A 26,141-nucleotide genomic window follows, 5' to 3' on the forward strand; every position below is an offset into this window, starting at 1 on the left:
GAGACCAACAGCATCGGCAACAGCCTCGCCCGGTATCACTACAGCGCAACCCAGCTGATCAGCCGCACCGAACAGGGCAGCACGCCGACCCAGCGCCACTACCTGCTCGACAGCCTCGCCACCCCGATCGCCCTGCTGACTCAGCAAGGCAGCGTGAGCGCGCGAACGAAGTACGACGCCTGGGGCGAGATCGTCACGCAACAGGCCTCGAGCGGCACCGTCACGACCAACCAAACGGACGGCACCACCGCCGACCTCACGCGCACCGACGCACAACCGATCGGCTACACCGGCTACCTGACTGACCCGGAAAGCGGCCTGTACTACGCGAAGGCGCGCTACTACGACCCGCGCATCGCGCGGTTCACGACCGAGGATCCGGAAGAAGGCCACTCGATGCAGCCGCCGAGTCTGCATCGGTATTTGTACGCCTACGCCAATCCGACGGTCTACACCGATCCGACGGGACGGTGTTCCGATCTGCTGTGTGCGTGGGCTCTTGGCATGTCTCACGTGCAAGACGACAGCGATCGCACTGCCGTCACGCTCGCCGCCGCCAACACCAGCCCCGCTTTAGGTCGAGCAGCGGGCGCAGCGTACGAAATCGGCACGACTGTCACAGCGCCCGCCGTGTTGGTCACGGATGCCGGAGCAGCATTATCGGGTGATGCGGCTGCGCGGACGCGCATGGGACAGCGATACGATGCGGCCGCTCGGTTCTCTGAGCGCATGCAACAAGCCCAGGGGCAATATGGCGAAGGCGGACCCGCTATTCAGCTATTCACCGATTTCGCGACCGGTGTCGGTGAGCACGCCGCCCAGGCGGAGATTGCAGGGGAGCGATACGACTACTTCGAACAAGGGCGAGCGGGGACACGGCTGGCCGGTGACGCTGCTACGGTGGCAACCGTTGCGGGCGGAGCGCGTTCACTTTTCACTCGGACAACGACTGGTCTTGCGGATGCCGGCGCCGTCACCATCGCCGAAAGGTCGACTGGTGAAACCGCAGCGGCGAATATCGAGCGGGGAATCGCTGACGATCTTGAGTCTGGATTTTCGAGTGGAGGGCATACTTCAGCTGTGCCGGATCCCGCATCGATTCGTCCTGTTGACAGCCCGAACTATTCAGTTGCATTCAAAGTAAAACTCGAAGAACAGGTGCATTATCCTGGGAGGAGCGATGAATTCCACTTTCAAGAAGGGAATAGGCAGTTGGATCTTGCAATGAATGCGGATCTTGCATTGGCCACATTCTTCGAGAAGGAATATCCCGGCATCGCTGCTGGGATTAAGCCCGGCCCTCGGGGGGCATATCCTCGTCGTGCACCTATTTCGGGCTTAACGTGGCACCACGCGTCAGAACCAGGCTCTTTGGAACTCGTGCCCACGAATCATCACGAGGCATCCGGCCCCGTGCAGCAGTCGCTTCATCCGGAACGTCGAGGTGGGATGGAGGAATGGGGCGGTGGTAGGAAGAGGAGGAAGGCAAATGACTAGCGGACGTTCACTAGCACTAAAAGATGCCGTAGTCCATGCAAGCGACTTTCCTTGGAACTACTCGCTCTATCTTCCGAAAGACCAACCTTGGAATCTGACGACGCCGTGCCTTGTTCGTGATCCGGACGCTGAGGATGCAGAGTTGTCGGATGCGGCCAATGATTTAGGTTTTGACTACGTACTCAATATGCAACAGGTGCAGAGCATCGTTCGGAATGCGCAGAAGCAATTGGTGAGAATAACAGATGAAGATTTGCTGAGAGCGCTGTTGTATTACTATGACAACGACGCCTATATCACGTTTAGAGATGCCGATGACGGGGTCAGAGTGGACCACCCCTGATTTTTCGGACACCAGAAAGTGAGGACAATCCAGCAAGGGCTCGTGCGGAGCGTCTGCGCAGCAGCGGAGTCGCGCGTTGGATCGAAGCTGTCAGACCGCGCGTTCCCGTGAAGGAATCAACGCGCAGACAACCCCGCCAGAAGTTCATCCAGCTGTCCGAACGTCTCATGCGTCGCTTCCTGTGCGCCGGTGCCGGCTTCGTCGAGAGCTTCCTTGGTCGGATACAGCTCGCTCATGACGAGCAGCGTTCTTCCGTCGCGTTCTTCGAACGTCACGGTGGTGACGGAGCCTGGATCACCGCTTTCCTCGTTCGTCCAGACGATGCGCTGGTCGGGCACGACCTCGATGTAGCGGCCGAAGAACGCCATCGTGTTGGCAGGATCGTCGCCGAACACCAGGCGGTATTTGCCACCGGTGAGGACATCCATGTCGCACGAGCGAAGGGTCATGCCCATGGAGCGGGGCACCCACCACTTCTTGAACAGCTCGGGGTTGGACCACGCCTGGAACACGAGCCGCGCGGGCGCGTCGAACGTGCGCGTGACGACGACCTCGCGGTCCGACGTCTTCTGCACGGTCGTGCGCGGGGATTCACTTTCTTTTCTTGCGGCCACGGGCCTTCTCCTGTCGTTTGAGTTCGTCGATGACGCCCTCCAGTGCTTCGAAGCGAGCGTCCCACACCCGGCGGTACCGCGCGATCCACGCCATCTCCTCCTCGAGGCGGCACGGGCCGATGCGGCACGTGCGCACGCGGCCGACCTTCTCGGTGGTCACGAGCCCGGCCAGCTCGAGCACGCCGACGTGCTTCTTCATGCCCGTGAGGGTCATTTCAAACCGGTCGGCAAGGTCGGTGATGGAGGCATCGCCGCGCGCGAGCTGGTCGAGGACGCCACGGCGGGTGGCATCGGCGAGCGCGGCGAACGACGCGTTGAAGTGGGCCGATGAACGCTGAACCATGTAGTTCAGTATGGAGAACGCGCGGCCGGTGTGCAAGGGTGGCAGGAAGGGCTGTCTGGGACGTTTGAAACGCTCGCGGTCCCGACGACGATTCCTCCGTTCGTGTTGATGCCGGTCGCAGCGAGCCGTCGCGCTGCTGCTAAGCTCCCGGCCCGATGGTCCCTGCACCCATGATCGTCTTCGGCCCCTGGAGCCTCACCCTCGCGCTGGCCAGCATCCATGGCCTGGTCGTCGCCGGGCTGCTGCTGCGCACGACGCGCAATCGCCTCGCCAATCGCTGCCTCGCGGCGCTGCTCGTGCTGTGCGTGCTGCAGATCACGCCCTACACGATCGGCTACGCGGGGTTCTACGATGCGTGGCCGTGGCTGACGTATGCGCCGTTCTTCTGGCAGCTCGGCTGCGGTCCGTTGATCTGGCTGTATGCGCGCCAGCTTGGCGATGCGGCGCTGCCCGCGCGCTGGGGCGTGCACTTCGTGCCGCTGGCGCTGCAGGTGGTGTACTACCTCGCGCTGTTCGTGCAGCCGCTGGAGGCGAAATGGGCGTGGAACGACGCGATCCATACCCCGTGGATCCTGCCGCTGCAGAACATCGCGATCGTCGTGTCGATGCTGGCCTACCTGGTGGCGGCATGGCGAAGCTATCGTGCCTACCAGCGGCGCCTCGATGCGACCAGTGGCGCGCGAGAGGAATTCCGTCTCGGCTGGCTGCGTGCCTACCTGGCCGCGACGGCAGCGACCGTGGCGATCGCGATCGGCTTCGGCCTGGTGGATCTGTTCGTGCGGCGACTGAGCTACTTCGACGAGTTTCCCCTGTACGTGGTGTTCGCCCTGCTGGTCTATGCGCTCGGCGTCGGTGGTCTGCGCCATGCAGAGGATCGCTATCCAGTTGCCGGAGACCTGTCGCCGGCGAGCGGGGACGATGCGGCGCGCGACAAGGACTGGCGGGCGCTCGGCGAGACGTATCGCCTCCAGTTCGCGCGTGAAGGGTGGTGGCGCGAACCGGACATCGACCTCGCCACGACCGCGCGGCGACTCGGGACGAACACGAACTACCTGTCGCGCGCGCTGAACGAAGGCCTCGGCGAATCGTTCAGCGACTTCGTCAACCGCCAGCGGGTCGCCGCGGCACAGGCGCGCCTGCTGCTGCCGGGCGACGTGCTCGCGATCGGCCTCGACGTGGGGTTCGGTTCCAAGGCGAGCTTCAACCGCGTGTTCAAGGCACTGACGGGTCTCACGCCGAGTGCGTGGCGACGGGCGAATGGCGCCAGCGATCCGCGTCCCATTTCCTGAAAACCTGCGCGGCCATGCGCTTGTGAGTCGCGTCGCGTGCGGCGCGGCGCCAGCATCCCTGGCAAGGCGGCCGCCGGCCGCAGGGAGTCCTTCGATGCTTCGCGTGCTGTCCCTGATGTTCGCAGTGGCCCTGCTCGCCGCGTGCGCGGCCTACCCCGCGCGTCCGCACTCGAAGCAGGGCGCTCCGATGCTCGATAGGGCCGGGTTGCAGGCCGACGTCGATGTGTTGCAACGCACGTATGCCGCCCTGCATCCGGGCTTGTACCGCTACAACACCCCGGCGTCCCTCGAAGCGGCCTACGCCGGGTTGCGCGACGCGCTCGACCACGACGTGTCGCTTGGCGAGGCGTATCTGGCGTTCTCGCGCTTCGCCGCGAAGATCCGCTGCGGACACACGTACGCAAACTTCTTCAACCAGGACGATGCGACCCGCGCCGCGCTGTTCGAGCGTCCCGGTCGCGTGCCGTTCCATTTCCGCTGGATCGGCGAGCGCATGGTCATCACGCGCAATTTCTCCAGCGATCCGCGCCTGGTGCCGGGTACCGAAGTGCTCGCGATCGACGGCGTGCCCGCCGCACGGCTGCTGCGCGAACTCCTGACGGTCGCGCGCGCGGATGGCGGCAACGATGGCAAGCGCGTCGCGTGGCTCGAGGTTCGCGGCGACGAGGCGATCGAGGCGTTCGACGTGTTCCTGCCGCTGTTCCACCCGACGTTGGTCGGCGACTACACGCTCGATGCGCGTGCGCCGACGGGTGCGCGGATGCGCAGCCGCGTGCGTCCGTCGACGTTCGCCGAACGGGGCGCGCAGCGACCGGCCGCGAGCGATGCCAAGGTGCCCTGGTCGCTGGCGATCGGCGACGATGGCTTCGCGCTCATGACCATGCCGACCTGGGCGCTGTACGAGAGCACGTGGGACTGGAAGGCCTGGCTCGCCGATGCATTCGCGCGCCTGGACGCCGCGCACGCGACGACGCTGGTGATCGATCTGCGCGCCAACGAAGGCGGCCTGTCCGTGGGTGACGAACTGGCGGCGCACCTGACGGCGCACGACATCGGCGTCGACGACGTCGTGCGCCTGGTGCGCTATCGCACGGTGCCGGCGGAGCTGATGCCGAACTTGCACACCTGGGACCGCTCGTTCGCCGACTGGGGCGAGGCGACGCAGCCGTACGATGAACGCTTCCTGCGGCTGACGCGCTACGACGACGAGGCCGGCACCAGCATCATCCGGCCAGTGCCGCAGCGGTTCACCGGACGAACCTTCGTGCTGGTCGGACCGACGAACAGTTCGGCGACGTTCGAGTTCGCCTCGCTGGTGAAGACACACCACCTCGCGACGCTGGTCGGGCGCACCACCGGCGGCAATCGGCGCGGCATCAACGGTGGCGCGTTCTTCTTCCTGCGCCTGCCGCATTCCGGGATCGAACTCGACCTGCCGCTGATCGGCCAGTTCCCGCGCACGCCGCAACCCGATGCCGGCATCGAGCCGGATGTCTTGGTCACGCCCACCGTGGCGGGCATCGCCGCCGGCATCGACGAGGATCTGCTGGCGGTCCGCCGATTGTCGACCGGTGCTGCGTCGGAGGCCGGCCCTTGATGGCAAGCGGCCAACCGGTGCGGGCGTCAGGGTTTCGACGCGTTCAACAGGTGCCCGGCTCCTGCACCTGGCGCACTTCGCAGTCGATTTCCCATCCGTCCGCCACGTGCAACTCGACGAAGCGCCTCGCCATTTCCATCGCCTCGTCGAACGAAGCGGCATTGAGCATCGCGTAGCCGCCGATCACTTCCTTGGTTTCGGTGAACGGTCCGTCGACGACGCTGATGGTGCCGCCGCGCAAGCGTACGCGTTTGCCGTTGGCGGTCGGCGCGAGTCCGGCCGTGTCGAGCAGCGTGCCGGCGGCAGTCATTTCCGCCATGAGCTGGCCCATCTCGCTCATCATGCGCTCGCTCGGCTTCTTGCCGGTGTTTTCCTGGATACGGATCATCGAAAGAAAACGCATCGTCAATCTCCTGTGTCGGAAGGGTGGACGGCCCGCCGGCGGGGTGCCGGGTTGCCGCTTGCCATCAGTACGACGAACGAAGGGATGCGGTTTCGACAGCGGTTCGGCCGACGTCACGCCCGCCCGGGCCACGGTAATGCGTGCACGATTTCCAGCGCAGGCGCCGGGTGTCGCCGTTGGAGATGCGCGCGCCGGAGAGCAGGCGGAAGTCGCGCAGGACGCCGTCGTCCGCGGCGGTATTGAGTGCGACCAGCGCCGAGACCGTCGAATCGAAGGCGGCCATCGGACGGTTCTCGTCGGCATGGATTTCAAACCAGTCCGCATTCGCGGGCGAATCGGTGGAACGATGGATCTGATTCCAGGTTCGATTGCTCCAAATCCCCGCGTGGCTCTCCAAAAAAAATGCCCCGGCATCCAGCCCGGGGCAAGGGGAGCGCGGCGGACCAACGCCCGCCACGGAGAGAGGGTGGTGCGTTGCGGATCAGGGAATCGTGATGGCCGCACCGCTGTTGTCGTAAGCCCAGTCATGCACCTGCGCCGGGAAGCCGAGCGGTCCGGTGGTGACGAGGTGGACGTAGCCGTAGTTCAGCGCACTGGTCGATTCGTTGTAGAACACGACGCCGATGTAGCCGTCCACGCCGCCGAGCCAGTTCGTCATGATCGTGGAGCCGCCGACGGTCGATGCGGGGCCGACCGTGTCGCCGGAATGCAGCACCATGATGTCGCCGTTCGCGTCGGCGACGCCGCCGGCCTGCAGCGGTGCGGGCACGAAGTCGCCGTACCAGTACGCAGTGAGGCTGCCGTCGCCAAAGTCGTACAGGTTCACGTCGTCGGTGCTGATCGCGCCGCTGTACGGGTGGTAGTCGCCGCTGGTGAAGTCGAATGCGCTGCCGTCGCCGCTGTCGGTGACGGCCTGGTCGATCGTGCCGCTGACGATGTTGCCAGCCGCCGCGGCGTGGTCGAAGCCGTCGCAGAACAGTTCGTCCGCAGCGGCGCATGGCGGCGGCGGCGGATTGCCGACGGTGACGCTGACCGGCACGGCCATGAGCAGGTTCGCCGGATCGTTCGTCGTGATGCAGAGATCGGCGTGATAGACGCCTTCGGCAAGACCGCCGGCGGCGGCGTCGACCGTGACCGCGACGATCGCGCTATCGCCACCGTCGATCGTCGTGCCGGTCGGCGTCGCCGACAGCCACGTCACCGCGGGGCCCGAGCACGGCGCGCCGCCGCCACCACCGGTCACCGTCGCGCGGATCATGAGGTTCGCGTCGTTGAAGAAGTCGGTGTAGGTGTTGTTGGCGAGGTTGCTCGCATCCACCGGCGGCGTGTCGACCGACGAGTAGTACGACATGCCCTGCGGCGACGACTCGTCGACCGCGGCGGGATACAGGCGCGGCATGAAGCCGCCGGCGAGCGCCCACTGGTCGACGAAGCCGATGTAGACGTCGCCGGCGGCCGGCACGTTGAACGTGGTGGGGTAGGCGACGAAGTCGCCGGTCGCGGTGACCGTCACCAGCGTGTCGGTGCCGACGCGCACCGCGTTGCGCGGATCGCCGTCGCCGTCGACGTCGTAGTAGACGACGAGGTTCGCCTGCAGGCCGAGCAGGTCGCCGCCGGCCATGCTTGGTTCCGGCCAGAACACCGAGATCGAGTGGATCGTCAGCGCATCGCTGGCATGGAAGCGGTTGATCCACACCGCGGCCTGTTCAGTGAATGGCGTGGGCGGATTGAAGCTGCCGGTGCCGGTGCCGACCGAGCTCTCGGCCGAGCCGTCATCGAGCGCGAGCATGAGCGAACCCTGCGGCGCCCACGGCAGCGTGCGCGCGGCGTGCGACGTGCCGTCGCCGTGCGAGGACAAGGTCGCGAGCGGGCGCGGCACGAGCGGCTTGCTGTCGCCGGCGAGCGTCTTCTTCGCCTTGGCGAATGTCGCGTAAGGCACGAGCTGCGGGCGCGATGCGTTGCGCGATTCGATCGCGAACGTGAGCGGATCGCTGCCGCCCGCGTTGTGGATCGACAGCGGCAGGGTGGCGCTGCCATTCGCGGCGACGGTGAACGCGAGCGATGCCGGCGTGGTGGACGCCTGCGGTGCTTGCACGTCGATGCCGAGATGGATCGAGTCGATCCACCAGCCGCGCACTTCGCCGGTGTTGAGGTTGCCGGCGTCGGCGGTGTTGCGGAAGCGCAGGCGTGTCGCATGGCCGGCGGCCGCATCGGGCAGGCGCGCGACGGTGGTGACGAACTCGGCGCTGTCGCCGGTCCACGCCGGGCGTCCGCCGATCGGATTGCCGGTGAACTCGGAGATCGTGACGCCGGCGTAACCGCCGGTGATGAAGCGGCCGCCCGCGGAGACGATGTCGGAGAACTCGCCGCCGTCGATCGAGATCTCGAGCACGCCGCCGTCGAAGCCGCGCTCGAGGTTGTAGCGGTGGCGGAACGTGACCGTCTGGTCGGCGGCCGCGGTGAACGCGGGCGAGTCGAGCGTGAGATCGCTGACCGTGCCGAGGTCCGGCGACGTGGCGGCATTCGGCGCGCTGTCGACGGTGACGGTCTGCGTGGTCCAGTCGTTCGCGCCGGTGCTGGTCGAGGTGACCCAGCCGGCGGGCAGTGCGGGCGCGAACACGCCGTCGAAGTCTTCACTCGGCGGGAACGTGCCGGTCTGACCCGACGACACGGTCAGGCTCGCGCTCGCCGCGTCCTGGCTGTTGCCGAGAGTGGTCTGCAGCGCGCCGAGCGCGATCGTGTTCGCGTAGAGGCCGGCGCTGGCGGCGATGACGTCGAGCTTGATCGTGCAGGTCGCGCCGGCGGGAATCTGCGCGCCGGCGGCGAGCGTGATCGTCGAGGTGCCCGCGAGCGCGGTGAGCGTGCCCGCGGCGCAGTCCGTCGTCGCATTCGGCGTCGGCGCGATGAGGACACCCGCAGGCAACGTGTCGACGAGTGCTGCGGAGAGCGTGGCGACGCCCGGCTGGGCCTGGTTGCCGAGCGTGATCGTGAGCGTGCTGGTGTTGCCCGCGGCGATCTCGCTCGGCGAGAACGCGAGTGCGAGGCCCGGCGGCGCGAGGCCGGCGGCGCGGAACGTGAGGTTGTCGATGAGTTCGCCGCCGTCGTCGGCGCCGTTGAACGCGATGTGGTCGATCGGCGTCGTGCTGACGATGCCGAGGAACACCGAGCTGTCGCGGCTGTCGCCGGCATCGAGCGTGACGCTGCCGAGTGAATTGCCGCCGGCGTCGAACGCTTCGACGTCGACGACGTAGGTGGCGGTGTTGATGCCGCCGTAGACGGTCGCGGCGGCCGCGTTCGCGGCGGGCGTGAACGTGGCGATCGTCGCGTCGGCGAATGACGATGCGCCGACCACGCGCGTGGACTGGAGGGGACCGAAGAAGCTCGGCGGTACGTCAACCAGGTCGCCGCCCGAGCTCGAGGTCAGCGCGAAGCCGGGCACGATCTGGCCAGGCAGGAAGCAGGTGTTGTTGGTCGTGCTCGAGAACGGTGCGCTGCAGGTGGTCGGGAACGGCCCGACCGGCTGGCCGTTGTCGAACGTCTCGACGGCGAGATGCGCCGGCACGCCGAGCGCGGCGGTGAACGCGGCGCGATCGCTGAAGAACTGCGCGCCGCCGTGCGGCTGCGTCAGCGCGGCGATGCCGTGCGGGCGCGCGGTTGCCGCGGAAGCGAACAGGCCGAGCGCGGCGAGCATCGTCGCGACGAGCGCGCGCGGCATGCGCACATTCGCGGATGCGCCGCGCCCTGTGAATGTCACGGCCGTGGCCGCGGTGTTCCGGTGTTTCATTGGCAGTAGCCCCAAGCAGGAACGGAAGAATCGCCCCCGCTTCACCACCCGTGCCGGCATGCGACGTCGCCGCCAATGGCGTGCGGTGTCGGATCGTCCGGGATCGGGCTCGCTGCGCCGTGTCGACGGCCAGCCTCGTCACGCCGTCGTGGCGTGGCGCCGGGGAACGCGGGATGCGGATTGCCCGGCGACGTCGAGGTTAGGCAGGCGGGCTTTGCACTGACAAGGGCAATGGGCGGCAACTTTGTGCCATTGACACAAGATTGCCGCAGAACGGTGCCAACGGTTGCCGGTCAGCCGCTGCGCGGGCGGTTCGAACGCTGCGCCGCGAGCCAGCCGAGCTGGCAGCGCGTGGTCGCGCCGAGTTCCTTCATGAGCTCGCGGATGCGCCGCGCGAGCGTGCGGTGCGACATGCCGAGTTCGACTTCGATCGCCTTGTCGTTGAGGCCGGAAGTGAGCAGCGACAGCAGCGATGCGCTCGTGCGGCGGCCGTTGCCGGCAGGCTCCGCGTTGCCGAGCGGGAACGGCGTCGCGTTGCGCCACAGCAGCTCGAACACTTCGCACAGCGCTTCGAGCAGCGAGGAGGACCGCACCAGCAGCACCGGGCCGTCCGGACGTTCGAGGTCGAGCGGGATGATCGCGAGCTTGCGGTCGGCGACGATGAGCTTGAACGGCAGCGACGCCGCGACCCGGCATTCCTCCCCGCGCGCGGTGTTGTCGCGCATGTGGTCGAGCCAGCCGGGCATGTTGAGCAGGTCGCTGTCGATGAGCGCGCGACAGCTCACGCCGCGATCGAGGCACTCGAACAGCAGGTGGTCGGGCTCGTTGATGTTGGTGATGAGCATCGGCGGGCGCGTGAGGCTCAGCATCTCGACCTTCGAGGTGCGGTGCATGAGCACGAACATCTGCGCGGTCGCCTCGGCGCTGAGGATCTCGACGAGGCGCTCGTCGGCGACGCGCCCGCGCCCGCGCGGAGCTGCGGTGGCCGCGAGCCTGACCGCGGCCGCGCGCGCCTTGCGCTGGCGCGCTTCCTCGTTGCGCTGGCTGTTCGCGATCAGCGCCTCGACCGCCATGTCCGGCGGTATCGCGAAATAACGCGGCGCGCGATCCGGCGACAGCGTGACCATGCCCTTGTCGACGAGCGCGCGCAGCGGTTCGACCAGCGCGCGGCTGGTGGTGCCGAGGCGCGCGGCGAGTTCGGCCTGCGGCACGCCTTCGCGGCGCAGCAGGGTCCGGTAGATCTCGTCCTCGAGTGCGGTCACGCCGAGGCACTGGAACGGGTGTGCCGCGTTCGCCGCAGCATTCGCGGGCTTGGCGGCGCGGGATCTGGACGGTTTCTTCACGGGGCGGCCCGGGCACTCGGAGAACGGCTAGCGTAGCGGACCCGGGCTCCGCCGCGAACGCCCGGTGGCGGCATCCAGACTGAATTATTCCTGCACCGCGGCGCGCCACGTTCAGCTGGCGCAGGCCGGGGCAGGACGATACTGGCGCTCATGTCGATCGCCGGTAGCCGCACGCATCGGCGTTCGCGAAACAACGGAGTCATGCCATGCCCCTCCCGCGCGCCAAGCTCGACGAAATGCTCGACGGCCTCGAAGCGGCGTTGCCGAAGATGCTGATCGACTACCCGGATGACGACCTGTTCTGGCCATACTTCTCCGGACACGCGGGGGTCATCGAAGGGAGCGCGTCGGCCGAAGACGACGCGCATGTGCGTGCGCGACTCGCCGGCATGCTGCAGCGGATCGGCAAGGTGCGACCGGAGGATTCAGGGCGCCGAGGAGCCGGCCATGGGTGAGCGCCGTTGTGCCAACCCGCTGTGCAGCTGCGAAGCTGTCCCCGGCCACGACTACTGCTGCGATGGATGCCAGGAGCAGGTGCTGCAGAACATCGCCTCGCCGTGCGCGTGCGGCCACATGTCCTGCGACGGCACGGTGAAGACGTCGCTTGCTGAGGGGTGAGCACGCGGTCTTCGAAACTGCACTCGGCGTGCGCCAGAGTCGTCGGGCTTGATTCAACAAGTAGTAGCCAGCGCGGGCGAGCTTGTGCGCGACGGCCTCGATGGTGACGACCTTGTGGCGCGTGCTGCATTTGCGTTCATGCCACCGCCGGATCCGCGGGCTGAAGCGTGGCGCGAAGTTGGCGGCGTCGATCCTGGCCCACGCCAGGTAGCGATTGCCGCATTTTCGATTGCCGTGGCCCGCGTGCCATCCGAGCAGTCGCCCGGTCAGAGATTCCCGACAGCGACCGTGGGATAAGGCATCCTGACCCCGCTATCGGAGGAAGTCCGCGTGCCCAAACATCGAATTGCGGGACTAGTGGTCCTAATCACAGCGCTGGCTTGCGGACAAGCTATGGCGTATCCGGAGAATGCGTTTCTGACGCCGGAACACCCGATGGCGGGCGATACCATCGTCTTTAACGCGCTCTCAGGGCCGTGCGACGTTCTGCAGCGTCCTTGCGAAACTCCGGTCGTCAGTGTCGCAGGCGGCAAAATAGCCGTACAACTTTCCGGCGACCACTACGAGGATCCGATTTTTTGCATCCTTGGATCGAGAATCGATCGAGTAGATATTGGAACCTTCCCGTCAGGCTCGTATACAGTCTCAGTGAGCTGGCGTTTTGCGACGTCGGGCGCGCCGACCATCATGCAATTGGGTGTGCTGCCTCTGACGATCGGCGGCGTGCCAGCTGCTGAGCCCGTGTCGTTGCCAGCATCCAATACCTCTAGCCTGTTGGCGCTCACGCTCATGTTGCTCGTCGTGGTGGCAACGAGACCTGGTGGTCGCGTTGTGGCGAAACGTAGGTAGGCACGACCACCGAGTCGAAGGTTGTACGGGCTCCAGTGCATCCGCATCCGCTCCGACGAGCGTGCGACAAGGCACCCTGACCCCGGTTTTGGACGCGCGGGCGGTCAGCCTTCGTCGTCGATGTCGTCGGTTTCGGGCGGCTCGCGGGTCTCGGCCTTGTCGATCTTGCGCTGCGCTTCCTGCGGTGTATCGGCGACCGACGGCAACGCGTCGGGCGTCGCCAGCAGCAAGGCCGGGTCGACGCGCTTGCCGAGCCAGCGCACGCCGAGGTGCAGGTGCGGTCCGGTCGCGCGACCGGTCGCGCCGATCTTGCCGAGCGTCTGTCCGCGCTTGACCACCTCGCCGTCCTTCACCGCGATCGACGACAGGTGGAAGTTCATGCTGAGCAGTCCGTCGCCGTGGTCGACGTAGACGGAATTGCCCGAGAAGAACTGGTCGGCGGCGAGCACGACGGTGCCATCGGCGACCGCCTTGACGGCATTGCCTTCCGGGACCGGGTAGTCGCGACCGCTGTGCAGGCTGCGGTGTTGCGGATCGAACACGCGCAAGCTGCCGAAGTCGTCTTCGCTCTTGGGCAGGCTCGCGGTCGGGGCGGCGAGCGGCAGCGAGAACGACGGCGCATCGAGCGTGCCGCCGAGGATCTTCGCCGTCGCGGCACGATCCGCTTTCGCACGCGCGAGGTCGTCGCTGGCGACATGCAGGAAGCGGTCGAGCGAATCCGGCAGCGTCATCTGCACTTCCGGGAAGTCGGTCTTCTCAACGCGCAGCGTGCCCTTGTGCAGCTTGCCGTCCTGGTCCCACAGGTTGATCGCATGCGCACCGGGCTTTGCGCGGATGTCGACCGGGTAGTAGCAGACCGCGTCGACGGCGGCATAGCGCTTGCCGTAGATGCCGCATTCCTTCGCCGCGATGCCGGTCCAGCGACCGACGCCGCCCTGCTGCACCGTGACGAGCGAAGCGGCGGATGCGGGGGTCGCGGCAACCCACGCGGCGAGAGCGATGCTGATGGCGGACGCGACGGTCGTGCGCATGGCGATTTCCCCGACGAAGCAAGTGATGCGAACGTTATTCGGCGCAATGCCAACGCGGGCGGAATGGCCGGTATCGCCGCATCGGCTGCGTTCAGGTGCGACCAGGCACTGCGTACGTCGAGCCGCGACCCGGACCAGTCGCACTATCGCAGGTGGAGCGCGCTTCTATTTCGCGAGGCCCTGACGTGCGGCAGGTGTGACGCGCCAGATGCGCCCGCCGACATCGTCGGCGACGAGCAGTCCGCCATGGCCATCGAACGCGACGCCGACCGGCCGCCCGCGCGCATTGCCCTCGGCATCGAGGAAATCGGTGAGCACGGGTTCGAGTGCGCCGGACGGCTTGCCATCGGCGAACGGCACGAACACGACCTGGTAACCCGAAGGCTGCGCGCGGTTCCACGAACCATGCTGGCCGACGAAGGCGCCATTCCGGTAGTGCGCGCCGAACGCGTCGTCAGTGCAGAACGCGAGGCCGAGCGATGCGGTGTGCGCGCCGAGCGCGTAGTCAGGCGCGATCGCGCTGGCGACGCGCGCGGCATCCCGCGGTTTCACGCGCTCGTCGACGTGCTGGCCCCAGTAACTGTACGGCCAGCCGTAGAACGCGCCTTCCTTCACCGACGTCATGTAGTCGGGCACGAGGTCGTCGCCGAGTTCGTCGCGCTCGTTGACCACGGTCCACAGCGCACCGCTGTCCGGCTGCAGCGCCATGCCGTTCGGATTGCGCAAGCCGGTCGCGAACGGCGTGAGCGTGCGCGCGGCGAGATCGATGCGCCAGATGCCGGCGCGGCCCGTTTCCGCCGCCATGCCGTTCTCGCCAATGTTGCTGTTCGAGCCGACCGTCGCATACAGCGACTTGCCGTCGGCACTCGCGAGGATGTTCTTGGTCCAGTGATGGTTGATCGTGCCGGCCGGCAGGTCGACGACGCGCTCGCCGTCGCCGGTCGCGGCCGTCGCGCCGGTCTTGTAGCCGTAGCGCACGACCGCGTCGGTGTCGGCGACATAAAACGCGTTGCCGATCAGCACCATGCCGAACGGCGAGTGCAGGCCGGAGAGGAATTCGTGGCGCGTTTCCGCGCTGCCGTCGTGGTCGGCGTCGCGCAGCAGGGTGATGCGATCGGCGCTGCCGGTGGTCGAGCCGGCCTTCTTCATCATCGTCTTCATGACCTTGCCCTTGATGCCCTTCGCATCGTCGGGCTTGTCGGACGGCGCATCCGTCTCGGCGACGAGCACGTCGCCATTCGGCAACACGTACAGCCAGCGTGGATGCGTGAGCCCCGCGGCGAACGCATGCACCGCGAAGCCGGGTGCAGCAGTCGGCTGTTGCCTGCCTTCCCAGCCGATCGCCTTGGCGACCTTCACGGTCGGCAGCAAGGCATGCTGTGGCTCGGGCAGTACCGGATTCGGGCCGATCGAAGTCGGCGGCGGCATCGTCGAGGTTGCGCCGCCCGCGCCAATGACGGCGGCGATGGCGAGTGCGAGGCGTGAGCAAGTCTGCATGGCTCAGAGCTCCGCGATGCGCCACGCGCGTCCGTGTGCTTCACCGTATCGACGCGCACGCTCGCGTTCGACGCGGTTGCGCTCGCGCTGCGTGGGCGCCTCGCGCTCGAATTCGCGGCGCAGCGCATGGTTGAGCGAAGCGAGCACACGCGGCGGCAGGTTCTCGATTTCGTCCGGTGAAACGGTGATGTCGTGCTTCATGGGATCCGGCTGGCACGTGGATGCGGGTGGTCGACGCAGACTGGGCGCTGGAAACTGAATCCATGCATCACGCACTCGCGCTCGTTCAGCGCGCAGTTCCATCCAAAAATCGTTCAGGTGCGATTCGTGCGCTTTGCGTTGCACTGGCGTCCCACCGCAGCAGCGGCGAGATGAAGAGGTGAGCCATGGGCATCGTCCGACTCCGGTTGACCGGTGAGGAAACCGCAGTGCAATCGACATTGACGGCGATCAGTGGCGTAGACGACGTCGACCGCATCGAGGAAGTCGCCGATCAGGGCGTGCACCTGCGCGACGACTCCAGTTCGGCGGGCCTCGGGGAAGATACCGCCGGCGACTTCCACGACATAGAAGTGCATGCGATGAGCACCCGTGCCGCGGCCGACGTGCGCGCATGTGCCGAGCGTGCGGCTCGCGCGCATGGCATCGCGCTCGAGTTCGTCGACCGGTTCTGACCGCACGCGTGGGGCGCCTGCGCTACGTCACGGATGCGGAACCCGGCCTCACGCGCGGGCGCAATGGGCGCGGCTTCGCCTACTTCGACGCACGCGGCCGGCAGGTGCGCAGCGCACGCGTGCTGCAGCGCATCCGCGCGTTGGCGATCCCGCCCGCGTACAGGGACGTCTGGATCTGCGTCAGTCCCGACGGCCACATCCAGGCGACGGGCCGCGATGCCCGCGGTCGCAAGCAATACCGCTACCACGCGGCGTGGCGCACGCAACGCGACCGCAGCAAGTTCGAACGCACGATCGCGTTCGGCGAACGCCTGCCGAGCCTGCGGCGGCGCATCCGTCGCGACCTGCACGAACGCGGGGTGACGCGGCAGCGCGTGCTCGCCGCGCTGCTGCGCCTGCTCGATCGCACGCGCATCCGCGTCGGCAACGAGGAATATGCGCGCAGCAACCACTCGTTCGGGCTCAGCACGCTGCGCACGCGCCATGTCAGCGTGCGGGGCGATGCGATCCGCTTCGCGTTCCGCGGCAAGTCGGGCCGCATGCACGAGGTCGAGGTGGAGGATCCGCGCGTCGCGCGCACCTTGCGCCGCTGCCGCGAGCTGCCGGGCCAGCTGCTGTTCCAGTACCTGGACGGGGGCGAGCCGCGCAAGCTGACGTCGTCGGACATCAACGACTACCTGCGCGACGCGATGGGTGAGGAGTTCACCGCCAAGGATTTCCGCACCTGGTCGGCGAGCGTGATCGTCGCGCGCGAGCTGTTCGACCCGGCGGCCGCGACGCCGCCGTCGCTGCGCGAAGCGATCCGCGTCGCCGCCGACGCGCTTGGCAACACGCCGGCCGTATGCCAGCGCTCCTACGTGCATCCGGACGTGCTCGAAGCCGCTGCCGAACCGCTCGCGAACCAGCGCATCCGTGCGCTGTTCGCGCGCACGACGCGCGCCCGCGACGGCCTCGACCGACATGAGCGCGCGCTGCTGCGTTACCTGCGCACCCGCACCTGATGCATGCTGCGTGCGCTCAGTGCAACGCCGCGCTCACCAGCACGGGCGGATCGCGGTAGCGCTCGGGGAACAGGCGCTTGAGGTTCTCCACCTTCGGCAGGTCGTTGATCGCGATGTACGGTTCGCCCGGATGCAGGGTCAGGTAGTTCTGGTGGTAGTCCTCGGCCGGGTAGAACGCCTTGCCGGTTTCGATCGTGGTGGCGATCGGACGGCTGTAGGCGCCGCTCTTGTCGAGTTGTTCGATGTACTTCGCGGCGACGTCCTGCTGCGCCGGCGTCATCGCGAAGATCGTCGAGCGGTATTGCGTGCCGCGGTCCGGACCCTGGCGGTTGAGCTGGGTCGGGTCGTGCGCGACCGAGAAATAGACCTGCAGCAATTGTCCGTAACTGACCTCGCGCGGGTCGAACGTGACCTGCACGGATTCCGCGTGGCCGGTGTCGCCTTCGCCGACCCGTTCGTAGTGCGCGTCGCCGCGTCCGCCGCCGGCGTAGCCGGACAGCGCCTTGCGCACGCCTTTCACGTGCTGGAACACGCCCTGCACGCCCCAGAAGCAGCCGCCGGCGAACACCGCGGTTTCCGAGCGCGCATCGTTCGCCGGTTCGTCGACCGCGGGCGGCGGGATCGCGACCGCGGGTTCGCTGGTATGCGCGAGACGCTGCACGCCGAGAACCGTGATCGTGCCGGCGACGAGCGAGAGCAGCGTCGTGCGCAGCACGCGCATGCGAAGCGGGGTTCGGGTAGTCATTGCGGTACTCCTGTGGTTTCCGGGTGTTTCCCGTGGGAGCGGCGGAAGCCGCGATGCTTTTGTTGCCGGCTGGAAGAGCATCGCGGCTTCCGCCGCTCCCACAAGGACCATTCAGCCGAAGGTGAAGGCATACGCATCGACCGGATCGAGGAACTCGATTTCGAGCGTGCGTTCGATCACCGCGCCCCTGGCGCGGAAAAGTTGATAGAGCTGCTGGTGCGAAACGCTGCCGCGACCTTCGGCATCGGTGTCGATGCCGTGGTCGTCGCCGGGTGCCTTGCCGTCGACACGCACGACGAAGCGCGCCGGCTTGCCGTCGGTGGCGGGGCCGAGCACGAGGTTGAGGTCACGCGCATGGAAGCGGAATGCGATGCGTCCGCCGGGCTTGCCGAGGCGCGCCTTCTCGTCCGCGATCGTCCAGTGGCCCGCGAGGCCCCATTCATTGAGCGACAGCGACGCCGGCATCGAGTACTCGTGCGCGGCATCGTGCACGGCACCGCCCGGCGAAGCGAAGTGCTCGGCGCGGTCGTAGCCGACGTAGGTCTCGGGCGACTGCACTTCGTCCGTCGTCGGCGCGAGCGCGACGCCACTGACATCCGGTTGCACATGGTCGGCAGTGAGTGGCGTGGCGGTCGGCATGCCGCCGTGCGCTTCCTCCAGCAGCTGCCGGATGAATGCTTCCGATTCCTCGTAGCCGCCCTCGCCGAAATGGTGGTGGCGGATGCGACCCTGTGCGTCGATGAAATAGTGCGCGGGCCAGTATTCGTTGTTGAAGCCGCGCCAGATCGAATAGTCGTTGTCGATCGCGACCGGGTAGTCGACCTTGAGGTCCTTGACCGCGCGGCGCACATTGTCGAGATCCTTCTCGAACGCGAACTCCGGCGCGTGCACGCCGATCACCACGAGGCCCTGGTCCTTGTATTTGTCGTACCACGCGCGCACGTAGGGCAGGGTGCGCAGGCAGTTCACGCAGGAATAGGTCCAGAAGTCGACCAGCACGACCTTGCCGCGCAGGCCGTCCGCGGTCAGCGGTGGCGAGTTCAGCCATGCGACTGCACCGTCGAGCGGGGGCAGCATGCCTTCCGACTTCACGCCGTCAGCGGCCATCTGCGGTTTCGCGGCCATCATCATCGCGCCATCGTTCGGCGCGGCGACGACCGATTCGGCCGACTCGTTGCGCGGCTTGCGCGCGCCGATCGCGTCGATGAGCTTCTGCTCGACGCCGTTGGTGCCCGCGCTCGACAGGCGCGTGAGCCAGCCGGTGTCGACGCCGAGCGCGACCGCGGCGACCGCGACGAGAACCGCGATGCCGAGCCCGCGGCGCACCCATTCGCCCGCACCGAGCGAGTTCTTCAAGGCGCCGAACACGCGGCCACCGATCAGCAGCGCGAGCGCAAGCGACGTCGCCGCACCCGCCGCGTAGGCGAGCAGCAGGCCGAACGTGCCGATGTTCGCGCCGTGCAATGCGGCACCGGTCAGCACGAGGCCGAGGATCGGTCCGGCGCACGGTGCCCACAGCAGGCCGGTGCCGATGCCGAGCACGATCGACGACAGCGTCGAAGGCGCGCCGTCATCCTGCGCGCTCGACGCCGACAGGCGCGCACCGAGCGCGACGAGCGGGTGCATGAGCCGATCGGCGAAACGCGGCAGCAGCAACGTGAGGCCGAACAGCGCGAGGATCAGCAACGCGGCGTAGCGTCCGTAGATGTTCGCGTGCACGGCCCACGCGCCGCCGACCGCGGCGAGCATCGCCACCAGCGCGAACGTGATCGCCATGCCGAGCAGCATCGGCAGGCCGGCGCGACGGAACGGCTGGTCGGCGCGCGCGAACACGAACGGCAGCACCGGGAGGATGCACGGGCTCAGGATCGTCAGAACGCCGCCGAGATACGCGAGGATCAGGAAGGTCATCGACGCGTCCGGCTCAGGCTTCGGGCTTGAACGCGAGCGCGACGCCGTTCATGCAATAGCGCAGTCCGGTCGGCTTGGGGCCGTCGTCGAACACGTGGCCGAGGTGGCCGCCGCAGCGGCGGCAATGCACTTCGGTGCGCACCATGCCGAGCGTCATGTCGCGCGATTCGCCGACCGCCTTCGCCAGCGGACGGTAGAAACTCGGCCAGCCGGTACCGCTGTCGAACTTCGTCGCCGACGAGAACAGCGCGTTGTCGCAGCCGGCGCAATGGAACGTGCCCTTGCGATGCTCGTGGTCGAGCGGACTGCTGAATGCGCGTTCGGTCGCCTCCTGGCGCAACACCGCGTAGGCCTCGGCGGAAAGCAGTGCTCTCCACTCCTCGTCGGTGTGGGTGACTTCGAAATGCTCGTCCTGCGAAGCATGCGCGGGACGCACGAAGCGGCGCAGGCCGAACGCCAACGTGCCGGCGACGGCGGCGCCACCGGCGAGCAACAGCAGGCGGCGACTCGGATCATGGGGGCGGTGCGAGGTCATCGGAGACTCCTGGGAAGCGCGGGCCGCGTCCGTCGGACATGGGGACCGGCGATGCAGGCGATTCCTTGCGCCGGGCGGGTGCACGCGCGGTTCCTGCATCCTGCCACGCGCGGACGCGTGCAGGTGTCGCCGGAAGTGCGCGCTGGGACGCCCTGGACCGTGCGGCGTGCGCCGCATGGCGGGAATTTCCAGGTTTCCTCGTGAAACTCCAATGAAAGGGGGCGGCACGAGCACGGGACGGCACCATGATGCAACGGGAGCGGCAGCGGGACGCGGTGGAAACGACGGGTTTCCGCTTCGGTGAATTCAGGCTCGACCTTGCGCGCGAGGAACTGGCGGGTCCGGACGGGGCGTGCGTGCTGCGGCGAAAGGTGTTCGATACCCTGCGCGTGCTGCTCGAGGCGGCGCCGGCGGTCGTCACGCTGGATGAACTGCTCGAACGCGTCTGGGGCCACCATGCGCTGTCGGCGAGCGCAATACCGAACGTGATCGCCGAGCTGCGCCGCGTGCTGCTCGACGATCCGGCGTCGCCACGCTACGTCGAGACGCGACATCGCCGTGGCTATCGCATGCGCGCTGTCGTCGAGCGGGACGCGCCGGTCGTCGGCACGGACCTGATCGCCACGCTCGACGAAGCGTGCATGCGTGTTGCGGGGTTGTCGACGCGGCAGCGGCTGGAACGCCTGCAGCATGTCGCGTCCGAGCGCGGCCTCGCGTTCCTCGCGTTGCAGGCGCAGCTCGCGCTGCAGGCGCACGCGGGATCGGACGTGATGCCGTTCGAGGAAGAGACCTGCGCAAGCGCCCTCACGACATCGGTGCGCCTGCGATGACGAGGCGTCGCTGCAGGCTCGCGAGTTCATCGCGCGACGCATCCCATTCCGGTCGCGCCGGCAGCAGGTCGCGTGCGCGTTCGGCCTCCGCGCGCGCGGTGAACGCATCGCCGCGTTCGAGTGCGGCGAAACCGTTTTCGATCGCGAGGCCGGCGCGGGTCGGATGTCGTTCGGGCATTGATCGCCAGATGTCGGCGGCCTCGCGCAACGCGAGCTGCGACTCGCCGAAACGATCGAGCTTGCGCAGGACGCGCGCCGCGCCGAGGTAAAGGTCGCCACCGTCGTAACCGAGCTTGGCGCCGAACAGGTCCGGCTGGAGTCCGCGGCGGAACGCGGCGAGCGCGGCGTCGAGGTCGCCGAGCGCCTCGTTCGCGCGCCCGAGCAATTCGTATTGCGAGGCGAGCGCGGTGCGGCCGATCGCACCGCTGGCTTCGTTGATCGCGATCGCCTGTTCGGCGATGGCCCCGGCCGCGCGCGCGTCGCCGATCTGCAGGCGATAGCTGCCGACGAGGTAGAGGTGGCGCGCGTACTCGGTGTGCTGGTCGCCCCACAGGCGCAGGCGGATCGCGCCGTCGGTCGCCATCAGGCGTTCCGCTTCGAAATAGTCGCCGCGCCCGACCAGCAGGCCGGCGAGACCCATCGAGGCGAGGCTCGTGTCCGGATGATCGACGCCGAGCTGGCGCCTGAGGATTTCGTAGCCTTCGCGCTTGAGCGCGAGCGCCTCGTCGTCCTCGCCGGCTTCGGCAAGGCGACCGGACAGGTCGTGCATGACGCGCGCGGTGGCGACGTTGTCGCGGCCAAGCCGTTCGGTCGCACTGGCGAGTGCGGCGCGATTCTCGGCGATGGCCTGGTCGAGTCGGCCATCCTGGTTGAGGCGGATCGCCTTCAATCGCCAGGCGTGGATCCGTCGCTCGGCCTTTTCCGGGATGCCTTCGTACAGCCGCATCGCCTCGTCGATCAGCGCGAGCGCGCGCGCGCGATCACTGCGGTCGGACAATTGCGCGGCAAGGCCGTATGCGGCCTCCGCGAGCAGGCCGCTGTCGGCGTGCGGATCCCCGTGCAACAGCGCGTACGCCTGTTCGTACAGCGAGCGGCTGCGTTCGCGCTCGCGCCGTTGCGAATACACCTGGCCGAACAGGTACAGCAGCTGCGCTCGCACGGCGGGCGGATCGTTCGCGCGCCCGCGCAATTGCTCCACGCCGTAGGCGAGCGCTTCGGCGACGGTCTTCTCTTCGCCGCGATGCTTCTGCGGCGTCGCCCACGCGAGCAGGCCGTACAGGAAATCCAGCGCGGACTGCGCGCGTTGCGCCTGCGTCGTCGCGCGCGCCGCCTGTTGCCGGGCGACATCGCGCTCGATCGCGATGCGCCAGCCCGAGGCGCCGAGCAGTGCGAGTGCGAGCACCGCGCCGGATATCGAGAACGGATGGCGCCGCGCGATGCAGCCGGCGCGATACAGCACGCCGCCGTTGCGCGCGGCGACAGGGCGATGCTCGAGCAGGCGCCGCAGGTCGTCGGCGAGCGCGGCGACGCTCGGATAGCGCTGCGCGGTGTCGACTGCGGTCGCGCGCTGCACGATCGCGGCGAGTTCGCGCGGCAGGTGGGCCAGTTGCCGCGCGTCGAGTGCGGCCGGTGCAGCGCCGCGATCGCCGTGCAATGCGGTCGCATGCGCGCCGTTCGGCACCGCCGGCAGGACGCCGAGCAACGTCGCCAGCAGCAGTCCGCTCTGGTAGACGTCGGAACTGACCGTGACCGGTTCGCCGCGCCACTGCTCCGGGCTGGCGTAGCGCGGTGTCAACGCGAAGTTGCCGAGCAGGTCGTCCTGGTCGGCCAGCCGCGCGATGCCGAAGTCGAGCAGCTTGATGCGGCCCGCAGCGTCGACGAGCACGTTGGACGGCTTGATGTCGCGATGCACGAGCAGTTGCGCATGCGCGAACGCGAGCGCCTCGCACAGCGCGATCACGAGGCGCAGGCGCTCGTTGCGCGACGCCTTGCGCGATTCGCACCAGGCGTCGATCGGCTCGCCGTCGACGAGTTCCATCGCAAACCACAGCATCGCATCAACCGTGCGGCCACCGTCGATCAGACGCGCGATGCCGGGGTGCTCGAGACGCGCGAGCGTCTGGCGCTCGCGCCGGAACAATGCCTCGGCGGCGGTGCGGTCGCCTGCGACGGCCATCCATTTCAGGGCGACGCGTTGCTCGAACTCTCCGTCGGCGCGTTCGGCGAGGTAAACCACCGCCATGCCGCCGCGCGACAACTCGCGCACGATGCGGAACGCGCCCACCACGTCGCCGGGCTCGAGTGCGCGCCGCAACGCGAGGTCCGGCAAGGCGTTGCGCGCGAGTGGCCCGAGCAGTGCTCCGCCGGTGCGCAGCCGGTCACGGTCGATGTTCACGCGCCGGCCTGCTGCGCGAGCCAGTCACGCGCGCGCGCCCACTCGCGCTGCACCGTGCGCACGGAAAGCGACAGCGCGGCCGCGGTTTCCTCGTCGCCGAGGCCGCCGAAGAAACGGCAAGCAACGACTTCGGCCTGCTGCGGATGCTCGCGCTCGAGCTTGCGCAGCAGGTCGTCGATCGCGATCAGTTCCTCGGCGTCGCGTGTCTCGGCGGCGTCGGTTTCATCGATGTCGATGCGTTCGGCGCCACCACCGCGCTTTTCGGTGAGGCGTGCGCGGGCCATCTCGATCAGCAGGTGGCGCATCGCCTGCGCGGCGATCGCGAGGAAGTGCTCGCCGTCCTTCGCGCGCGACGCGTTGCGGATCAGGCGCAGGTAGCACTCGTGCACGAGGCCGGTGGTGTCGAGGGTCGCGCCGGCCAGGCCTCGCCGCGTCTGGCGGGCGAGGCGCTGCAGTTCCGCGTACGCCGACGCGAACACGCGGTTGTAGGCGTTGCCGTCACCCGCGCGCGCGAGCGCGAGGAGGTCGGTCAGTGATGTGTCGTCGCGAGCGTCCACCTGCACCGTGCCGCCGGCACGCAAGGAGTGCCGATGCGGCCGATTATGGCGCGCGCCGGCACCCGTGGCGGAACTCTCATCGAAATCTCATGGTTTCGTGCCGGCAATGCGAAGACTCGGCGGGGCGGAGCGCGGAAGCTGGCCGTCCATATCCGGGAGCTCCGCCATGGCTGCATCGATCCATCGAGTACGTGCGACAGCCGGCACCGCGCTGTTTGAATCCGCGGCCGCGCCGCTCGGCGACTACGCGTCGATTGCGATCGGCACGAACTGCATGGCGACCATTGGTTGCCACGACGCGCCCACGGGTTCACCCAAGGTCGTGCAATGCCGTGCGCGGTCCCGCGACGGCGTGTTGCGTGACGAATTCGAATGAGGACATGACAATGAAGAAACTGCGTTTCATCTGCGGGCTGGCGATGTATGCGGCGATGACGGCCGCGCATGCCGGCAACGAACCCGGCGCCGTATTGCTCGAAGCCAATTTCAACGACGAGCCAATCGATCAGCAGATCGGTACCGGCGGGCCTGAGCTCGGCGAGCCGATCTCGATCGTCCCGGGGCTGTCCGCGATCGTGCGCGCCGGTCCGATGTCCACGCCATCGCTCGAATTCAGCGAAGCGGCGGGCGGAAACGCGCTTTCCGCGCGTTTTGAATTCATCGGTGGCGAGGAGGTCATCCACGGCGATCTGAACATCCACATGCGCATCAAGGCCGCGCAATTCGACATGTTCGACGTCAACGTGCGCGAACCCGGCACGGCCGCGCAGAAGTTCACCAAGATCATCTTCGCCGGCTCCGGCGACATCTCGCTATCGGACGAGAACGGCTCGCTCTTCGCCGTCGGATCGTATTCCGTCAACGTCGTGCATGAACTCGCGATCCTGTTCCACATGGACGAGGGTACCTACGACGTCAAGCTCGACGGCGTGTCGCTCGTCAGCGCGCGCGCACACGGCGTTACCGAGCGCGGCATCGGCTCGGTCCTCCTGGGGACGGACTCCTCGACTACGCCAGGCGCACTCTTCTACGTGGATCGCCTGCGCGTCACGCGCGGCGACGGCATCTTCCGCAACGGCTTCGATTGACGCAGCGCCGGAGGCATCGATATGCGACCCGCAACAGCCTTGGCAATCCTGCTTGCGCCTGCGATCTTCATGTCGGCGCCCGCGGCGACAATCACGCGACTGGACGCCGCCGCCACGCAGGACCTGCACACCAACACGTCCATCGCGATCGGCAGCGACGGCATGCCGCGCGTCGCCTGGGGCAATGCGGCCGACGGTTCGTTCCGGTTCGCGACCTGCACCGCGCTGGACTGCAGCGACTTCACTTTCGGGACCGTCGCCGGCGCGGTCGGGACGAGCGCATCGATGGTGCTCGATGCGGGCGACGGCATGCTGCTCGCCTACTACGACACCGCGGCCGGTGCGCTTGCGTTCGACGACGGCAGCGTGCGCGCCATCGACGACCCCACCGACGACGTCGGCCTGTACGCATCGCTCGTGCTCGATGGCGCGGGGCATCCGGTGGTCGCTTACGACGACCTCAGCAACGCGTCGCTGCGCCTGGCCGCGTGCGTGGACGCCGCCTGCACGAGCGTGTCGATCGTCACCGTCGATGACGATCCGCTCACCATCATCGGCGAGCATGTCGACGTCGCGATCGGCATGGACGGCCTGCCGGTCCTGGCGTATGCGGTGATGCCCGGCGGAGCGTTGCGCGTCGCCAAGTGCACGGACGCCACCTGCGCGAGTCGCACGACGCAGGACCTCGACCAGCCCTCGGTCGGGCAATTCGCCTCGATCGCGATCGGCGCCGACGGCAATCCGGTCATCAGCTACTACGACTTCCACCAGCAGGGCGCGCTCAAGGTCGCCAAGTGCACCGACGCGGCGTGCGCGCAGCCTGCGATCGTGTCCTTGCTGGACGATCGCGGGCGCCAGGCCGGCGTGTTCAACGCAATCGCGATCCGACCCGACGGCAACCCGGTGATCAGCTATCGCCGCTGCTTCGCCGACGCCGTCGACTGCGTGCTCGCCGTCGCCGAATGCCGCACACCGGACTGCGCCGGAGCGGTCGACCTGCTCACCGTCGACCATCGCCACGACGAGATCGTCGGCGACAGCAGCGATATCGCCATCGGCTCGGATGGCGCCGCGGTGATCAGCTACTACGACGAAACCACGAGCAGCGTGCACTTCGCCAAGTGCAGCGTGCAGACCTGCGCCGCGACCGGAGACGGCGTGTTCATCAGTGGCTTCGAGGGCTGATCGGCGCGGAGC

The 26,141-nt window shown here is 67.8% G+C and carries 26 protein-coding genes; 12 read left to right on the top strand and 14 right to left on the bottom strand.

The features are described 5' to 3' along the window. A partial coding sequence (locus ACILRJ_RS07725) for an RHS repeat-associated core domain-containing protein (RefSeq protein ID WP_395682078.1) occupies nt 1–1,497 on the top strand: 1,497 nt, incomplete at its 5' end. Beyond that, nucleotides 1,490–1,840 carry a hypothetical protein gene (locus tag ACILRJ_RS07730; protein WP_395682080.1) on the top strand — a complete coding sequence of 117 codons (351 nt, stop codon included), beginning with the start codon at nt 1,490–1,492 and terminating at the stop codon, nt 1,838–1,840. The genes ACILRJ_RS07725 and ACILRJ_RS07730, both read left to right, overlap by 8 nt. Nucleotides 1,841–1,956: 116 nt before the next feature. Here ACILRJ_RS07730 and ACILRJ_RS07735 read toward each other — a convergent pair whose 3' ends face one another. Further along, entirely contained in the window at nt 1,957–2,454 is a 498-nt protein-coding gene (locus tag ACILRJ_RS07735; RefSeq protein ID WP_395682082.1) for an SRPBCC family protein, read from the bottom strand. Further along, nucleotides 2,432–2,833: an ArsR/SmtB family transcription factor gene (locus ACILRJ_RS07740; RefSeq protein ID WP_395682084.1), complete on the bottom strand. Its 402-nt coding sequence runs from the start codon at nt 2,831–2,833 to the stop codon at nt 2,432–2,434. The genes ACILRJ_RS07735 and ACILRJ_RS07740 overlap by 23 nt, the downstream gene beginning before the upstream one ends. Nucleotides 2,834–2,967: 134 nt before the next feature. Between ACILRJ_RS07740 and ACILRJ_RS07745 the strand changes: the two genes are divergently transcribed. Together ACILRJ_RS07745 and ACILRJ_RS07750 are read left to right on the top strand one after the other, a co-directional pair. Further along, nucleotides 2,968–4,086: a helix-turn-helix domain-containing protein gene (locus ACILRJ_RS07745; RefSeq protein WP_395682086.1), complete on the top strand. Its 1,119-nt coding sequence runs from the start codon at nt 2,968–2,970 to the stop codon at nt 4,084–4,086. A gap of 94 nt (nt 4,087–4,180) precedes the next feature. Then, nucleotides 4,181–5,683: a S41 family peptidase gene (locus ACILRJ_RS07750; RefSeq protein ID WP_395682088.1), complete on the top strand. Its 1,503-nt coding sequence runs from the start codon at nt 4,181–4,183 to the stop codon at nt 5,681–5,683. Nucleotides 5,684–5,726: 43 nt separating this feature from the next. Here the strand turns inward: ACILRJ_RS07750 and ACILRJ_RS07755 are convergent, their stop codons facing one another. From ACILRJ_RS07755 to ACILRJ_RS07770, 4 genes are all read right to left on the bottom strand, one after another. Beyond that, entirely contained in the window at nt 5,727–6,086 is a 360-nt protein-coding gene (locus ACILRJ_RS07755; RefSeq protein WP_395682090.1) for a YciI family protein, read from the bottom strand. 64 nt (nt 6,087–6,150) lie between these two features. After that, nucleotides 6,151–6,369, bottom strand: coding sequence for a hypothetical protein (locus ACILRJ_RS07760; protein ID WP_395682092.1), 219 nt, complete (start codon nt 6,367–6,369; stop codon nt 6,151–6,153). A 198-nt stretch (nt 6,370–6,567) separates the two neighbouring features. Beyond that, nucleotides 6,568–9,801: a hypothetical protein gene (locus ACILRJ_RS07765; RefSeq protein WP_395682094.1), complete on the bottom strand. Its 3,234-nt coding sequence runs from the start codon at nt 9,799–9,801 to the stop codon at nt 6,568–6,570. A gap of 362 nt (nt 9,802–10,163) precedes the next feature. Next, complete coding sequence (locus ACILRJ_RS07770; protein WP_395682096.1) at nt 10,164–11,213, bottom strand: helix-turn-helix domain-containing protein; 1,050 nt, start codon at nt 11,211–11,213, stop codon at nt 10,164–10,166. A gap of 206 nt (nt 11,214–11,419) precedes the next feature. On the opposite strand from ACILRJ_RS07770, the gene ACILRJ_RS07775 reads away from it, so the two are divergent. Both ACILRJ_RS07775 and ACILRJ_RS07780 read left to right on the top strand, forming a co-directional pair. Further along, on the top strand, nt 11,420–11,668 hold the full coding sequence (locus ACILRJ_RS07775; RefSeq protein WP_395682097.1) for a hypothetical protein: 249 nt from the start codon (nt 11,420–11,422) through the stop codon (nt 11,666–11,668). Between the two features lie 556 nt (nt 11,669–12,224). Further along, on the top strand, nt 12,225–12,680 hold the full coding sequence (locus ACILRJ_RS07780; RefSeq protein ID WP_395682099.1) for a hypothetical protein: 456 nt from the start codon (nt 12,225–12,227) through the stop codon (nt 12,678–12,680). A gap of 104 nt (nt 12,681–12,784) precedes the next feature. On the opposite strand, the gene ACILRJ_RS07785 is transcribed toward ACILRJ_RS07780, so the two are convergent. The 3 genes from ACILRJ_RS07785 to ACILRJ_RS07795 all read right to left on the bottom strand — a co-directional run bounded on the left by ACILRJ_RS07785 (nt 12,785) and on the right by ACILRJ_RS07795 (nt 15,409). Continuing rightward, entirely contained in the window at nt 12,785–13,711 is a 927-nt protein-coding gene (locus ACILRJ_RS07785) for a M23 family metallopeptidase (protein WP_395682101.1), read from the bottom strand. A gap of 165 nt (nt 13,712–13,876) precedes the next feature. After that, nucleotides 13,877–15,208, bottom strand: a complete 1,332-nt coding sequence (locus ACILRJ_RS07790; RefSeq protein ID WP_395682103.1) for a PQQ-dependent sugar dehydrogenase — start codon at nt 15,206–15,208, stop codon at nt 13,877–13,879. A 3-nt stretch (nt 15,209–15,211) separates the two neighbouring features. Continuing rightward, nucleotides 15,212–15,409, bottom strand: a complete 198-nt coding sequence (locus ACILRJ_RS07795) for a hypothetical protein (RefSeq protein WP_395682105.1) — start codon at nt 15,407–15,409, stop codon at nt 15,212–15,214. Nucleotides 15,410–15,636: 227 nt separating this feature from the next. Between ACILRJ_RS07795 and ACILRJ_RS07800 the strand changes: the two genes are divergently transcribed. Both ACILRJ_RS07800 and ACILRJ_RS07805 read left to right on the top strand, forming a co-directional pair. After that, on the top strand, nt 15,637–15,882 hold the full coding sequence (locus ACILRJ_RS07800) for a hypothetical protein (protein WP_395682107.1): 246 nt from the start codon (nt 15,637–15,639) through the stop codon (nt 15,880–15,882). Nucleotides 15,883–15,890: 8 nt separating this feature from the next. Continuing rightward, complete coding sequence (locus ACILRJ_RS07805) at nt 15,891–16,883, top strand: DNA topoisomerase IB (protein ID WP_395682109.1); 993 nt, start codon at nt 15,891–15,893, stop codon at nt 16,881–16,883. A gap of 16 nt (nt 16,884–16,899) precedes the next feature. On the opposite strand, the gene msrA is transcribed toward ACILRJ_RS07805, so the two are convergent. The 3 genes from msrA to msrB all read right to left on the bottom strand — a co-directional run bounded on the left by msrA (nt 16,900) and on the right by msrB (nt 20,074). Continuing rightward, the gene (msrA, locus tag ACILRJ_RS07810) at nt 16,900–17,628 is read right to left on the bottom strand and encodes a peptide-methionine (S)-S-oxide reductase MsrA (RefSeq protein WP_395682111.1); all 729 of its coding nucleotides are present in this window, start codon (nt 17,626–17,628) and stop codon (nt 16,900–16,902) included. A gap of 111 nt (nt 17,629–17,739) precedes the next feature. Continuing rightward, nucleotides 17,740–19,539: a cytochrome c biogenesis protein DipZ gene (locus ACILRJ_RS07815; protein ID WP_395682113.1), complete on the bottom strand. Its 1,800-nt coding sequence runs from the start codon at nt 19,537–19,539 to the stop codon at nt 17,740–17,742. Nucleotides 19,540–19,552: 13 nt separating this feature from the next. Continuing rightward, nucleotides 19,553–20,074, bottom strand: a complete 522-nt coding sequence (gene msrB / locus ACILRJ_RS07820) for a peptide-methionine (R)-S-oxide reductase MsrB (RefSeq protein WP_395682115.1) — start codon at nt 20,072–20,074, stop codon at nt 19,553–19,555. A gap of 245 nt (nt 20,075–20,319) precedes the next feature. On the opposite strand from msrB, the gene ACILRJ_RS07825 reads away from it, so the two are divergent. Then, nucleotides 20,320–20,904, top strand: a complete 585-nt coding sequence (locus ACILRJ_RS07825) for a transcriptional regulator (protein ID WP_395682117.1) — start codon at nt 20,320–20,322, stop codon at nt 20,902–20,904. Here the strand turns inward: ACILRJ_RS07825 and ACILRJ_RS07830 are convergent. After that, on the bottom strand, nt 20,879–23,299 hold the full coding sequence (locus ACILRJ_RS07830; protein WP_395682119.1) for a protein kinase domain-containing protein: 2,421 nt from the start codon (nt 23,297–23,299) through the stop codon (nt 20,879–20,881). The two genes, ACILRJ_RS07825 and ACILRJ_RS07830, sit on opposite strands and share 26 nt — an antisense overlap. Next, nucleotides 23,296–23,856 (bottom strand): ECF-type sigma factor, encoded by a 561-nt coding sequence (locus ACILRJ_RS07835; protein WP_395682121.1) that lies wholly within the window; start codon nt 23,854–23,856, stop codon nt 23,296–23,298. Before ACILRJ_RS07835 ends, ACILRJ_RS07830 begins: the two co-directional genes overlap by 4 nt. A 166-nt stretch (nt 23,857–24,022) precedes the next feature. Between ACILRJ_RS07835 and ACILRJ_RS07840 the strand changes: the two genes are divergently transcribed. Genes ACILRJ_RS07840 through ACILRJ_RS07850 form a run of 3 tightly spaced genes read left to right on the top strand, consistent with a single transcriptional unit; the run spans nt 24,023 to nt 26,129 of the window. Next, nucleotides 24,023–24,232 (top strand): hypothetical protein, encoded by a 210-nt coding sequence (locus ACILRJ_RS07840; RefSeq protein WP_395682123.1) that lies wholly within the window; start codon nt 24,023–24,025, stop codon nt 24,230–24,232. A gap of 10 nt (nt 24,233–24,242) precedes the next feature. Beyond that, complete coding sequence (locus tag ACILRJ_RS07845) at nt 24,243–24,944, top strand: hypothetical protein (RefSeq protein ID WP_395682125.1); 702 nt, start codon at nt 24,243–24,245, stop codon at nt 24,942–24,944. A gap of 39 nt (nt 24,945–24,983) precedes the next feature. Next, complete coding sequence (locus ACILRJ_RS07850) at nt 24,984–26,129, top strand: hypothetical protein (protein WP_395682127.1); 1,146 nt, start codon at nt 24,984–24,986, stop codon at nt 26,127–26,129. Nucleotides 26,130–26,141 lie beyond the last annotated feature (12 nt).

This window comes from Dokdonella sp. (assembly GCF_044227025.1).
In the GTDB taxonomy this organism is placed as follows: domain Bacteria; phylum Pseudomonadota; class Gammaproteobacteria; order Xanthomonadales; family Rhodanobacteraceae; genus Dokdonella_A.